This window comes from Deltaproteobacteria bacterium, from assembly GCA_016235345.1.
GTDB lineage: Bacteria > Desulfobacterota > Desulfobacteria > Desulfobacterales > Desulfatibacillaceae > JACRLG01.
In genome coordinates, this window is the sequence record JACRLG010000001.1 from 16,031 (window position 1) to 29,057 (window position 13,027).

10 protein-coding genes are annotated in these 13,027 nt (G+C 58.4%); 2 read left to right on the forward strand and 8 right to left on the reverse strand.

The window, feature by feature from the left end:
- Nucleotides 1-128 precede the first annotated feature (128 nt).
- The 6 genes from HZB23_00060 to carA form a co-directional block, all read right to left on the reverse strand.
- Nucleotides 129-881, reverse strand: a complete 753-nt coding sequence (locus tag HZB23_00060) for a septal ring lytic transglycosylase RlpA family protein (GenBank protein MBI5843042.1) — start codon at nt 879-881, stop codon at nt 129-131.
- Nucleotides 878-1,783, reverse strand: a complete 906-nt coding sequence (locus tag HZB23_00065) for an acyltransferase family protein (GenBank protein ID MBI5843043.1) — start codon at nt 1,781-1,783, stop codon at nt 878-880. Before HZB23_00065 ends, HZB23_00060 begins: the two co-directional genes overlap by 4 nt.
- Entirely contained in the window at nt 1,780-2,640 is an 861-nt protein-coding gene (locus HZB23_00070; GenBank protein MBI5843044.1) for an acyltransferase family protein, read from the reverse strand. The genes HZB23_00065 and HZB23_00070 overlap by 4 nt, the downstream gene beginning before the upstream one ends.
- 27 nt (nt 2,641-2,667) lie before the next feature.
- Entirely contained in the window at nt 2,668-4,074 is a 1,407-nt protein-coding gene (locus HZB23_00075) for an amidophosphoribosyltransferase (GenBank protein ID MBI5843045.1), read from the reverse strand.
- Nucleotides 4,075-4,232: 158 nt separating this feature from the next.
- Complete coding sequence (gene carB, locus HZB23_00080) at nt 4,233-7,445, reverse strand: carbamoyl-phosphate synthase large subunit (protein MBI5843046.1); 3,213 nt, start codon at nt 7,443-7,445, stop codon at nt 4,233-4,235.
- A 7-nt stretch (nt 7,446-7,452) separates the two neighbouring features.
- The gene (gene carA / locus HZB23_00085) at nt 7,453-8,595 is read right to left on the reverse strand and encodes a glutamine-hydrolyzing carbamoyl-phosphate synthase small subunit (GenBank protein ID MBI5843047.1); all 1,143 of its coding nucleotides are present in this window, start codon (nt 8,593-8,595) and stop codon (nt 7,453-7,455) included.
- 432 nt (nt 8,596-9,027) lie between these two features.
- On the opposite strand from carA, the gene HZB23_00090 reads away from it, so the two are divergent.
- Both HZB23_00090 and HZB23_00095 read left to right on the forward strand, forming a co-directional pair.
- The gene (locus HZB23_00090) at nt 9,028-10,410 is read left to right on the forward strand and encodes a hypothetical protein (protein MBI5843048.1); all 1,383 of its coding nucleotides are present in this window, start codon (nt 9,028-9,030) and stop codon (nt 10,408-10,410) included.
- Between the two features lie 117 nt (nt 10,411-10,527).
- Nucleotides 10,528-11,751 (forward strand): hypothetical protein, encoded by a 1,224-nt coding sequence (locus HZB23_00095; GenBank protein ID MBI5843049.1) that lies wholly within the window; start codon nt 10,528-10,530, stop codon nt 11,749-11,751.
- Nucleotides 11,752-11,861: 110 nt separating this feature from the next.
- On the opposite strand, the gene HZB23_00100 is transcribed toward HZB23_00095, so the two are convergent.
- Together HZB23_00100 and HZB23_00105 are read right to left on the reverse strand one after the other, a co-directional pair.
- On the reverse strand, nt 11,862-12,338 hold the full coding sequence (locus HZB23_00100; protein ID MBI5843050.1) for an isoprenylcysteine carboxylmethyltransferase family protein: 477 nt from the start codon (nt 12,336-12,338) through the stop codon (nt 11,862-11,864).
- A gap of 191 nt (nt 12,339-12,529) precedes the next feature.
- The gene (locus HZB23_00105) at nt 12,530-13,012 is read right to left on the reverse strand and encodes a hypothetical protein (protein ID MBI5843051.1); all 483 of its coding nucleotides are present in this window, start codon (nt 13,010-13,012) and stop codon (nt 12,530-12,532) included.
- Nucleotides 13,013-13,027: the final 15 nt, after the last annotated feature.

Genomic DNA, 13,027 nt, shown 5'->3' on the forward strand with positions numbered 1-13,027 from the left:
GTCCAGGGGGCCTGAGAACGATGAGCCGCAAGGCGCGCGAGCGAGTGGTGAGTGAGCGTACGCTTTTGTACGTGATTGAGCCGCGAGGCGAAGCGCAACACAGCGGATCGCGTTCTCAGGCCCCCTGGTTATTCGGCGACGATAAAGGCCTGCGGATATCCTTTTTTATGCACCACCCGCTCGAACTCCCTGGCCTTGTCCAGGGTATGGCTTCTCCCGACCCTCACCCTGTGAAAGGTCTCCCCGCCGACTTCGGCGGTAACCACGTGGACGTCGTTGTATTTTTCCGAAAGCCCGCTCTTCATCCTCTCCGCGTTGGCCGGGTCCTTGAAGGACCCCACCTGGATGGAGAACTTGCCAACGTAATACACGTTCACCTTGTCGGGCGAGGTTCCGCCGGGTGCGGCCACGGCCTCCATGACAACGGGAGCGGTCCCATCGGCCACAAGGCCCAGTTCCGTGGCCGCAGCCTTGGAAAGATCGATTATCCTTCCGGAAACAAAGGGGCCGCGATCGTTTATGCGCACCAGAACGCTCCTGCCGTCGTCCTTCCTTGTGACCCTCACGCGGGTGCCCAGGGGAAGGGTCTTGTGGGCGGCGGTCATGGCGAACATGTCGTATATCTCACCGCTGGCCGTGGGCTTTCCGTGAAAATCCGGCCCGTACCAGGAAGCCACGCCCTGCTCGGCGAAACCGCGCGCGTCGGGAATGGGCTGGTACCAGTCGTTTCCTATGCGGTAGGGCTTGGGATAACCGGCCTTGGGGGGCGGGGCGGAAGTTGTTCCGCATCCCCAAAACATGGCGGTTAGAATTAGGACGCATGTTGAAATACAAATGAGGCGCTTTGGGGCCATCTTATACAAGAGGCGGAAATGCTTCATGATTTGGCTTCCCGGCGGCTTTGTTTCTGTTTGCGTTCCCTTGCAAGGCGGGAAAGGGCGGCCTGCATGGCGGTTTCAACCTTGTCGGCGCAAAGGCGCACGTAAGGCTCGTCGGCTGCGGCTTCGGGGCCTTGGCGGTCGAAGCTAATGGGCTCCATGATTTCCATCAGAATTTTTGACGGCCAGGGTATCAAAAGGGGCGGCGGGCCGAAGGTGAGCCCTAAGGGCATTGAAAGAGTAAGGGGCCACACTTCGGTCCTGAAAAGCCTTGGAATGGGCAGCCGTTTCGCCACGTAGGGCATGTCGTCGATTATGATGAAGACCGACTGCGCCCCTGCTGTGACCACCGGCACTATGGGCACGTTTTCGGAAAGGGCAAGCCGGATGTAGCCGGTGCGTCCGCCGAAAACTATTTTGTTGCGGTTGCGGAAAGGCCGGCACGAGTCAAGCTCGCCGCCCGGATAGACAAGCACCTTGCCGCCTTTTGCGAACACCCTGTGCGCGTTTTCGTGGCTTGCGCGTATTGCCCCGGCCATTACCGCAAGATGGGAGATAAAGGGCACGGTCACGCCGAAATCATGGGCCAGGGCGTAGGGCAGGTCGTCAAGCCCCCGGGCCTTGTACACCGCGCCGTAAAAAATCCCGGTGTCCATGGTGAAGGTGCACATGTTGTGGTTGCCCACGTAGAGGGCCGCTCCCTTGGGTATTCTTTCCAGGCCCGCGACGTTCGCCCTGAAATACTTTGAAAGCGCCCAACCTATGCCCGGAATCAGCGCGTCGATCAAATACGGGTTGCGGTTTTTGAGGGAATCGCCGTCAATGCGGATTTTCCTCATCACGCGGCCATAAGCGGAAGAGACCCTGGCTCCCGGATTCGGCTTTAACGCGGAAAGGAGTTTCATGATTTTTCGCCCCGGCGTCCGCCCTTTTGTTTGCGCTCCCTGGCAAGGCGGGAAAGGGTGGCCTGCATGGCGGTTTCCACCTTGTCGGCGCAAAGGCGCACGTAGCGGTCGTCGCTTGCGGCTTCGGGGCCTTGGCGGTCGAAGCTGATGGGCTCCATGACTTCGATTATAATCTTTGAGGGCCAGGGCAGAAAAAAGAGGCCGGGGCCAATTACAAGCCCCCAGGGAAGGCACAGGGTGATTGGCCAGACCTCGCTTCTAAAAAGCTTGTCGAACCTGAGGGTTTTGGCGATTTTGCGGCCGTCTGTGAGTATGATGTAAACCGAGTGGGCCCCGGCGGCCACAACCGGCACTATGGGCACGTTTTCCGAGATGGCCAGGCGCACGTAGCCGGTGCGGCCCCCGAAGACTATGCGGTTTCTGTGCTTGAAGGGCCTAAGCGCGTCCACGTCTCCGCCCGGATAGACTATGGCCTTTTTTCCGGCTGCGAATATTTTGGCCGCGTTTTCGTGGCAGGCCCTTATGCCGCCAAAGGAGGCTATGAAGTCCCTGGCAAGGGGCAGGAACATGGCGGCGTCGTGGGCCAGGCCGTATGGAACCGCGTTTATGCCGTGCATTCTGAATGCTTCGGCTGCGAAGATGAAGGAATCCAGCGAAAGCATCCCCATGTTGTGGTTGCCCACGTAAAGGGCCGCGCCTTGGGGGATTCGAGAAAGGCCCCTTACTTCCGCCCGGAAGTATTTGCCAAGCAGAAAGCTCACCGGCGTGGAAATCCACTCGATCATGGTCTCCGAGCGGTTTTCCATGGAATCGCCGTCAAAGCGGGTTTTGCCCTTGAAAAGATCGTAGATGGACATGGCCTTCCCCCGAAACCGCTTGCGTTCTCAGCACTCCAGGCAGTCTTTGGTGAGGGACTTGTCGAAGTCCACGGGGTAGCGGCCGTCGAAGCAGGCCCGGCAGTAGAGGTTTTTGGCGTCGGGCTCGCCCGTGGCGGCCAAAAGCCCTTCGTGGGAGAGATAATGCAGGCTGTCCAGGCCCAGGAGATCAGCCAGTTCCTGCTCGGTCTTGTCGGTTGCCACAAGCTCGCCACGCGTGGAAAAGTCGATGCCGTAGTGGCAGGCAAAGCGGTGGGGCGGGCAGGAAACCCGCATGTGGATTTCCTTGACCCCAAGCTCCCGAAGGGCCTTGACGCGGGTGCGGGCCGTGGTGCCGCGAATTATGGAATCCTCCACGATTATTATGCGCTTGTCCCGCAACAGATTCTTGACGGGGTTCAGCTTCACCCGGACCCCGAAATCCCTCATGCTCTGGCTTGGCTGGATAAAGGTGCGGCCCACGTAGTGGTTTCGTATCATGCCCATCTCGAAGGGGATTTTCGACTGCTCGCAGTAGCCTAAGGCCGCGTAGTTGCCCGAATCTGGAAAGGGCATTACAAGGTCCGCAGGCGGCGCGGACTCCCTTGCAAGAATGCGGCCCATTGCCTTGCGCATTTCGTAGACGTTGTGCCCCATGATGTCGGAGTCGGGCCGGGCGAAGTAGATGTACTCGAAGATGCAGAAGGCCTTTTTTTCGGCTGCCCCGGCGGATATGCTTCTTATGCCCTTGTCGGTTATGATGACGATTTCTCCGGGCTCGATTTCCCGCTCAAAGGTGGCTCCCACAAGATCGAGCGCGCAGGTCTCCGAGGCCAGCACCCATGTTCCGTTGGCACGGCCAAGGCACAGGGGCCGGAACCCGTGGGGGTCCCTAAGCCCTATCAGCTCGCCTTCGCTTGTGAGCATCACGAAGGAATAAGCGCCCTTCACCCTGGACGCGCTTTTTACCAGGGCGCTTTCAAGGCCGGAATCCAGGTTCTTGATGAAAAGGTGCAGGAAAACCTCGGTGTCCATGGTGGTCTGGAAGATGGAGCCGGTCTTTTCAAGCTCGTCCCTGAGGGTGTGGGCGTTTACGAGGTTGCCGTTGTGGGCCACCGCGTAGGAGCGCTTCCTGTGGCGCACCACGAAGGGCTGGGCGTTGGCGATGACCGAGCCGCCGGTGGTGGAGTAGCGCACCTGTCCTATGGCCGTGCGGCCTTCCAGAAGGGACAGGGCGTGATGGGAGAACACGTCGGAAACAAGCCCCATGCCCTTGTGGCTTACGATGGCGTCGTCACGGTGAACCGCTATGCCCGCCGATTCCTGGCCCCGGTGCTGGAGGGCGTAAAGCCCGAAATAGCATAACCGGGCCGCTTCCTCGTGGTTGTGGACCCCGAACACTCCGCATGCTTCGCGTGGCTTCTCGAATTCTTCCATGTCGTTTCCCGGAAAGGCTTGATGCGGAAAGAGGCTTGATCCCGAAGATAAGGAAAATAGGGATGCCCTCCTTTTGCCGCGCCCTTCCTCCTTTTCAAAAAATTGTTCGCCCCGTTTGGCCCTTCGGCCATAAGCTGCGCCAGATGCCCCCAAAACCGCTACTTATAGTAATCCTGCAAGGCCCGAACGTCCAGACCCTTCTCCTGCACTTTAAGAATGGCCGCGCATGTGGCCCTGGCCCCGGCGATGGTTGTGACGTAGGGCACCCCGTGCAGAAGGGCGGCGCGCCTTATAGCGTAGCCGTCTTTTGCCGCCCGGCTCCCTGTGGACGTATTTATGAGAAGCGCCACCTCACCGTTCTTGATGGCGTCCACCGCGTGGGGCCGTCCTTCGGAAACCTTCCTTATGGTTTTGGCCGGAATGCCCTTTTCGGACAAAAAGGCCGCCGTGCCGCTGGTGGCGATTATCTCGAACCCGGCCTTTGAAAGCCGTTCGGCTACTTCCACGATGCTTTGCTTGTCATGGTTTGATACGGACACGAAAACAGACCCGGAAAGGGGCAGTTTCTGGCCCGCCGCGTACTGGCTCTTGGCGTAGGCCGCGCCGAAATCAACATCAATGCCCATGACCTCGCCGGTGGATTTCATCTCAGGCCCAAGAAGAGGGTCAACACCGGGGAAGCGGTTGAAGGGAAAGACCGCCTCCTTCACCGCCACGTGGTTGAGGACGACTTCTTCAGTGAACCCAAGGTCTTTTAAGGTGCGGCCAAGCATGACTTTTGTTGCGACCTTGGCGAGCGGCACACCCGTGGCCTTGCTTACAAAGGGCACCGTGCGGGAGGCCCTTGGGTTGACCTCGATAATGTACAAAAGCCCGTCTTTTACGGCGTACTGGATGTTCATGAGCCCCTTCACGCCAAGCTCCTTAGCCAGGGCCCTGGTTGCGGCGCGTATCTGGTCCAGGATTTCGGGCGACAGGCTCCGGGGCGGAAGCACGCAGGCGGAGTCCCCCGAATGGACCCCGGCGGCCTCGATGTGCTCCATGATCCCGCCTATCACCGTCTCGTGGCCGTCGCAGACCGCGTCCACGTCGATTTCCGTGGCTTCCTCCAGAAACTTGTCGATAAGGACCGGATGGCCGGGCGAAACCTCCACCGCCTCGCGTGCGAATTTTATCACGCTCTCCCTGTCATGCGCCACTGTCATGGCCCTGCCGCCCAGAACAAAGGAGGGCCGCACCATCACCGGGTAACCGAGCTTTTCCGCGATGGCCGCAGCCTCTTCCACCGAAAGGGCCGTGCCGTTTTCCGGCTGGCGAAGCCCCAGCTTGTTCAGAAGGACCGTGAAGAGCTTGCGGTCCTCGGCCCTCTCGATGGATTCCGGCTGCGTTCCCAGAATGGGAACGCCTGCGCGGGAAAGTTCGCCAACAATGTTCAAGGGAGTCTGCCCGCCGAACTGAACGATGACCCCGTAAGGCTTTTCGGAGGCCACGATGGATAGCACGTCTTCGGCTGTGACCGGCTCGAAGTAGAGCTTGTCGGATGTGTCGTAGTCCGTGGAGACTGTTTCCGGGTTGGAGTTGACCATTATGCTTTCCACGCCCTCCTCCTTAAGCGCAAAGGAGGCGTGAACGCAGCAGTAGTCGAACTCTATGCCCTGGCCTATGCGGTTGGGGCCGCCTCCCAGGATCATCACCTTCTTGCCGTCGGTTTTCCGGGACTCGTCCTCGGCCTCGTAGGTGGAATAATAATAGGGCGTTACCGCAGTGAACTCCGCCGCGCAGGTGTCAACCAGCTTGTAGACCGGGGTGACGCCCAACTCAAGGCGGGCCGTCCTGACGCCGTGCTCGGTGTTTCCCGTAAGAAATGCTATCTGGCGGTCGGAAAAGCCAAGGCCCTTCACCCTCGCAAGTTCTTCGGGCGCAGGGGATGCACCCAGGTTTCTCACCAACTCCTCGGAATCTATGATCTCCTGCAAATGATAGAGGAACCAGGGGTCTATGCGGGTGATTTCGTGGATTTCCTCGATGGTCATGCCAGATATCAGGGCGTAGCGCAGGTAAAAGAGCCGCTGGCTGTTGGGGGTGGAGAGCTTCTCGATTATGGCGGCCCGGTCGGGAAGGGTTTCCGGGTCCTTGCCGTCCGCCCCGAAACCGGCCCGACCGATTTCCAGCGAACGAAGGCCCTTTTGCAGGGCTTCCTTGAAGGTGCGACCTATGGCCATGGTCTCCCCAACACTTTTCATGGCGGTGGTGAGAAGGTCTTGGGTGCCGGAAAATTTCTCGAAGGTGAACCTTGGAATTTTCACCACGCAGTAGTCTATGGTGGGCTCGAAGGATGCCCGTGTTTCGCGTGTGATGTCGTTCTGGATTTCATCCAGGGTATAGCCAACCGCAAGTTTCGCTGCGATTTTCGCTATGGGAAAGCCGGTGGCCTTGCTGGCCAGGGCGGACGAGCGGGAGACCCTGGGGTTCATCTCGATTATGACCAGCTCGCCGTTTTCCGGGTTCACGGCAAACTGGACGTTGGATCCGCCCGTTTCCACGCCTATTTCCCGCATCACCGCAATGGTTGCGTCCCGCATGGCCTGGTATTCGCGGTCGGTGAGGGTCTGGGCCGGGGCCACGGTGATGGAATCCCCCGTGTGTACGCCCATGGGGTCGAGGTTTTCGATGGAGCAGATGATGACCACGTTGTCGTTCTTGTCGCGCATCACCTCAAGCTCGTATTCCTTCCAGCCAAGGATGGATTCCTCGATCATCACCTGGCCTATCATGCTTGCGCTAAGCCCGCTTTTTGCGATCTGGTCCAAATCCTCCACGTTGTAGGCCACCCCGCCCCCGGTTCCGCCAAGGGTGAAGCTTGGGCGAACGATGACGGGAAAACCGATGACCTTCGCGGCTTCCTGGGCTTCGGCCACGCTTTTCACGAAGGACGAGGCCGGGACGCGCAAGCCTATGTTTTCCATGGCTTTTCTGAAAAGCTCGCGGTCTTCGGCCTTTTCGATTACGGCCACGTTCGCGCCTATCATCTCCACGCCATAGCGCTCGAACACCCCGCGCTTGGCGCATTCAACGGCGGTGTTCAAGCCCGTCTGGCCTCCAAGGGTGGGGAGCACCGCGTCCGGCCTCTCCTTTTCTATTATGCGCTCCACGGCTTCCGGGGTGACCGGTTCGATATAGGTGCGGTGGGCGAACTCCGGGTCGGTCATGATGGTGGCCGGGTTGGAGTTCACCAATACAACCTCGTAGCCTTCTTCCTTGAGGGCCTTCACCGCCTGGGTGCCGGAATAGTCGAATTCGCAGGCCTGGCCGATAATGATCGGCCCTGCTCCGATTATGAGGATTTTCTTTATGTCTGTGCGCTTGGGCATGGAAAGCCTACCGATTCTTCATCATGTTGACGAAATCATCAAAAAGGTATTGGGCGTCGTGGGGGCCGGGGGCCGCTTCCGGGTGGTACTGGGCCGCGAAAAGCGGCAGACTCTTGTGCCGGAAGCCTTCGCAGGTGTCGTCGTTCAAGTTGACGTGGGTAAGTTCCACGTCAGCCGGAAGGCTCTTTTGATCCACCGCGAAGCCGTGATTCTGGCTGGTTATCTCGATCCTGCCGTTTAACAGGTTCTTCACCGGCTGGTTCAGGCCCCTGTGGCCGAATTTCAACTTGTAGGTTTTGGCCCCAAGGGCAAGGCCCAGAATCTGGTGGCCCAGGCAGATGCCGAACATGGGGACTTTTCCCGCAAGCGCCCTGGCCGTATCAATGGCGTAATCAAGGGGTTCCGGGTCGCCGGGGCCGTTTGAGAGGAACACGCCGGAAGGCTTTAGGGACATGGCCTTTTCCGCGCCGAACCGGGCCGGAACGATGACCACCTCGCAGCCTGCGGCTTCCAGGCTTCGGGCGATGTTGTACTTTATGCCGAAATCAAAGGCCGTAACCCGTGGGCGTCCGTCTGTTGTGCGCCAGACGGAGGGATTAAGGTCCGATGCCCCGACAAACTCCTTTTCATCGTTCACGAGCCGATAGGGCCTGTCCGTGGAGACTCCGCCCGCAAGGTCCAGGCCCGCCATGCTTGGCACCTCTGAAACCACCCTTTTTGTAAGGGATGCCGGGTTCAAATCCTTGGTGGAGATCATACCCCGCATGGCCCCTTTTTCGCGGATGTGGCGCACAAGGGCGCGGGTGTCGAAGCCGCAGATTCCAAGCACGTTTCCGCTAATCAGGTAATCGCGCAGGGCTGCTGTGGAGCGGAAGTTGTTGGGATGCTCCTGGTATTCCCGTATCAGAAAGGCCGCCACCTGGATTCGGTCGCTTTCGAGGTCTTCCGGGTTGGTGCCGTAGCTGCCCACAAGGGGATAGGTCATGCAGACCATCTGGCCTTGGTAGGAGGGATCCGTTAAAACCTCCTGGTAGCCGGTCATGCCCGTGTTGAAAACAACCTCTCCGCCCGCTTCGCCCCCGCCCGTAAAGCTCGCGCAGTTGAAACACCGCCCGTCCTCCAGGGCCAGAAGGGCCTTTTGCATCTCCATCTTTTTCGCCTCCTTGCGGTTCCGTAACAAAACTTCTTTAGATACCACATTGGCCGCTCAAATCAAGATGAATGACGGATATATGAACCGGGAAAGGACGAGTGGAAAAACAAGGGCCGCGAACGGATAGAATTTTAATCCGGCCCGGCCCTTTGCCTTTGAGACATAAGCAAGGACTGCGGCAGCCGGACGAAATCTGCAAGGGAGGAATATTCGTTTTCACATTTAACCCCGTCACGCCACCTGCAGAAATACCACCTGCTATTGCAAATAAGGCCCACTTTGTGTACGATAATACAAACTCAATTTCACTCAAGGTTTTGCGCAGCAATGTCCCCGAAGTGACTGTTAAGGCAGCCCCTGCACGGGACAATGCATCCAGGGGATTTATTGGCTCAAAGCTGAATCACCGCATAAACGAAGAGGGCCGGAATGAAACGCAGAATTTTGATGTGTCTTGCCGTTTTTTCGATGTTTTGTCTGGCTTCGTCGGGTATCAACGCCGCTGTCGGCGATTTCGCTTTGATTCACGACTTCGCTGGCGGAAACGACGACGGCTCGAACCAGTACTCGCAAAGGCTCATAACCGACGGCGCGAAACTTTACGCCATCACCGAACAAGGTGGAGACAACAATTTAGGAACAATTTATTCCATGAACATGGACGGTGGTGGTTTTACCCTTTTGCACGATTTCGCCTCCGGCCAGACCGACGGCGGATATCCGACCGGCTCCCTTCTCCATTCAGCCGGAAAGCTCTACGGCACTGCGGTATACGGAGGGAGATTCGGCAATTGGGGTGTCATATTTTCGATGAACACGGACGGCTCAGGATTCACCCTGATCCACGAATTCGCAGGTTTCCCGGCTGACGGCGCCCTACCTGTGGCCTCGCTGCTGCTCTACAGCGGAAAGCTCTGCGGCTTGACCAACGCGGGCGGGTCCATCGGCAGGGGTACCGCCTTTTCCATGAACACGGACGGGTCTGCCAGCGCCCTTATTCACGAGTTCGCAGGCGGGGTGGACGACGGGAGTTATCCCTACGGATCCCTCGTTCTTTCAGGGAGCAAATTTTTCGGAATGACCCGCTGGGGCGGCGACAACGACAAGGGCGTTATCTTTTCGATGAATCCGGACGGCTCAGGATTCACCCTGCTTCACGAGTTCGCCGGAGGATCGAACGACGGCGCAGAGCCCTTCGGAACACCCATCGTTTCTGGCGGCAAACTCTACGGCATGACCAACCTTGGCGGAGACAACGACAAGGGGGTGATATTTTCGATGAACATGGACGGCTCAGGATTCACCCTGCTTCACGAGTTCGCCGGAGGATCGAACGACGGCAGCTTTCCTCTCGGAGATCTCGCTATCTACGACTCAAAACTCTACGGAATGACGGGCCAGGGAGGGGACAACAATTTCGGCGTACTTTTTTCCATCAAGACCGACGGAACCGAATTCAGCCTTCTGAAGGAATTGTCAGGACCTGACGGACGCACCCCAAATTTTGAGGCCCCGCTGATTTCAGGCGGCTTCCTTTATGGGGCTACTTATCGCGGCGGAAGTAACGACCGTGGCGTCGTCTTCAAATATGAGCTCCCTGCCCCAGCGCCACAGCCGCCGGTCGTGCCCCACTGCTTCGCCCAAATCAAAAGCCCCCCAAAGTTGATTCAGCCACGGGGACGCTTTCCACGCCTCATGAAGCGCCAGGCGACTTCCTGTAAGAAAAGCTCCTCGGAAGTGAAAAGTTTCACTTCATTTGTTTCATTTCTTGTTGCGTCAACCGGAAAAATTGAATTAAAATTTGATAATTAGGATGATTATTATTTTGCGATTCCGGGGTTCTTCCTTCGCGCATATTTCCGGCGGCGGAAAAAAGGGGCTGTTCCGGCCTTGGAAAACCTTCAAACAGAATTCTCAAAGGGGGCCCGGGTGAAAAAGAAACTGGCTTTTACCGCCGCCGTTTTTATCGCGCTGTGCATCACCGCGTTGGGCATTTACGCAGCAGTGGGGGATTTTACCCTTCTTCACCAGTTCGCGGGCGGAGCCGATGACGGCTTCAACTTACTTTCCCAAAAAGTGCTCGTTTCAGGCGGAAAAATCTACGGAATGAGTTTTCAGGGCGGAGACACGAACTGGGGCGTCATTTATTCCATGAACACGGACGGAACCGGCTTCACCCTTTTGCACGAGTTCACGGGCGGCGCGGATGGCGGGGGCAGTCCATATGGCTCCCTCATCGCCATCGGCGCAACTTTGTACGGCATGACAAACGGCGGCGGAGACTCGGGCGCAGGGGTCATTTTTTCGATCAACCAGGACGGAAGCGGCTTCACCCTCTTGCACGAGTTCACGGGCGGCGCGGCTGACTGGGGCAGTCCATATGGCTCCCTCACTCTTTCGGGCGGAAAACTCTACGGCATGACAATCTTTGGCGGCGACGCGGGCTCGGGAACGATTTTTTCCATAAACACCGACGGCACCGGGTTCACCCGCTTGCACGAGTTCGCGGGCGGCGCGGATGACGGATCGAATCCCTTGGGCTCGCTGACCGCTTCCGGAGGAAAGCTTTATGGCATGACAAACAGCGGAGGGGACTCGACCAGGGGGGTGATCTTTTCAATAAACGAGGACGGCTCCGGGTTCACCCTGCTGCACGAATTTTCAGGGGGCGGGAATGACGGGTTTAGTCCCCGTGGCTCGCTCCTTCTATCAGGCGGCAAGTTCTACGGCATGGCGTTTAACGGCGGGGATTGGGACAGGGGCGTCATCTTTTCCATGAACCAGGACGGCTCCGGGTTCGCGCTCCTGCACGAGTTTGAAGGCGGCGCAAATGACGGCGCTTCTCCTTTGGGGGATCTCGCTCTTTACGACGGGAAGCTTTACGGCATGTCCCTGATAGGCGGCGATGCAGACAGAGGCGTATTGTTTTCCATCAATCCCGACGGATCGGGATTCGGCCTGCTGAGGGAATTTGCGGGAGCGGACGGCCACATGCCTTACCTGGAAGGCCCGGTGGTTTCAGGAAATTTTCTTTATGGCGCCACGTACATAGGAGGGGCTGCCAACGGGGGGGTGGTTTTCAGGTACGAGCTTCCGGCTGTCGCGCCACAGCCACCGGTCGTACCCCATTGCTTCATCAACACCCTGTTCTGATTCAGCGCTCTTGCGATTGAATCGGAATTGAATCGGAGCGGAACAAAAAGGCCGTGCCGGATGGAATTTTTCATCCGGCACGGCCCTTTTATTTCAGTAAGCAAATGGCCTCAGGGCGTGTGTTTCGGAAGGCGAGGCAGCCAGCGGGGGGTTTCGGCGCGGTACTCGTCGTAGGAGCCGGGAAAGCGCCGGGAAAGATGGGGCTCCTCGTAGAGCACAACGAACAGATGAAAGCCAAGCCATAAAAGCGCGCCGTAGATCACGATCCGCAAGGATGCGAAATAGAGAGCCCAGCCCAGGATGACCAGGAGAACCCCCACGTACATGGGGTTTCGCACGAATCGGTAGAGGCCGCGCACTACCAGCACCTTGGGCGGGTCTATGGGTGCGGGGGTTCCCCTGCCTGTAACGGCGAAGTCCCACACGCATTTTCCCGCCACAGCCGCGCCCAAAACAAAAGGAATCACCGAAACCGCCCGCAGGAGCGGCCAGCCGCCGCAGTCCGGCCCCCCAAGCCATACCGGCACAGCCACCGCCGCCACGCCCGGCACCAGGATCACGAACACGAGATTCTTGAGAAAGAGCATTCCCGAAGCCCGCCACGGTTAAAAAGGCGTAAACAAGATGAGCCGCAAGGGTTGGTCTTTAAACAGGCGAGGCCGATCAAAAGCGATGAGCCGCAAGGCGCGCAAGTGGGCGGCGGCGGAGCGTGCTTAATGCACGTGAGCACGCCGCCCGCGCAGCGCAACACAGCGGATCGCGCTTTTGGACGGCCGGGCTAAATATCATCAGAGAAGTCGTCCGCCAGGTCCTCGTCCTGAACCTTCAGGTTCACCGGCTCGTCATCCAGGTCGTCGGCCTCCAGAAGCGCGTCGTCGCCGAACTCGTCGTCGATGTAGTCGGTCTCGCCATCGGAGTCGCCTTCCTCCGGTGCGGGCTTGGCCTCGTAGCGTTTGGGCTCGATGGGCGGAGCTGTGATCTCCTCCACGTTAAGCTCGTCGGTCTCGCTGCGCTTGTCCCCGTAAAGGCTGATTATTTTTTCGGAGATGGCTGCGGCGGTCTTTGCGGGCGGGAAGAATTTTTCGTTGCGGAAGGCCAGGGTGACGGCGCTTGCGCCTTCCATCACCGCCTTTTCCATGAGTGCCGCCGGATAGTCCTGAACGCCCAGAACGTCGTTTTCGTCTTCGGTGCGGCGAACGAGCTCGGTTATGATGAGGCTCGATTTCGCGTCATCGCGCTTGATGTTGTAAATGTAGCGCATGGGGAACACGCCTTT

Coding starts and splice junctions, on each gene's coding strand:
- carB (MBI5843046.1), bottom strand. CDS start 7,445: ATGCCCAAGCGCACAGACATAAAGAAAATCCTCATAATCGGAGCAGGG.
- carA (MBI5843047.1), bottom strand. CDS start 8,595: ATGGAGATGCAAAAGGCCCTTCTGGCCCTGGAGGACGGGCGGTGTTTC.
- HZB23_00060 (MBI5843042.1), bottom strand. CDS start 881: ATGAAGCATTTCCGCCTCTTGTATAAGATGGCCCCAAAGCGCCTCATT.
- HZB23_00070 (MBI5843044.1), bottom strand. CDS start 2,640: ATGTCCATCTACGATCTTTTCAAGGGCAAAACCCGCTTTGACGGCGAT.
- HZB23_00090 (MBI5843048.1), top strand. CDS start 9,028: ATGAAACGCAGAATTTTGATGTGTCTTGCCGTTTTTTCGATGTTTTGT.
- HZB23_00065 (MBI5843043.1), bottom strand. CDS start 1,783: ATGAAACTCCTTTCCGCGTTAAAGCCGAATCCGGGAGCCAGGGTCTCT.
- HZB23_00075 (MBI5843045.1), bottom strand. CDS start 4,074: ATGGAAGAATTCGAGAAGCCACGCGAAGCATGCGGAGTGTTCGGGGTC.
- HZB23_00100 (MBI5843050.1), bottom strand. CDS start 12,338: ATGCTCTTTCTCAAGAATCTCGTGTTCGTGATCCTGGTGCCGGGCGTG.
- HZB23_00105 (MBI5843051.1), bottom strand. CDS start 13,012: ATGCGCTACATTTACAACATCAAGCGCGATGACGCGAAATCGAGCCTC.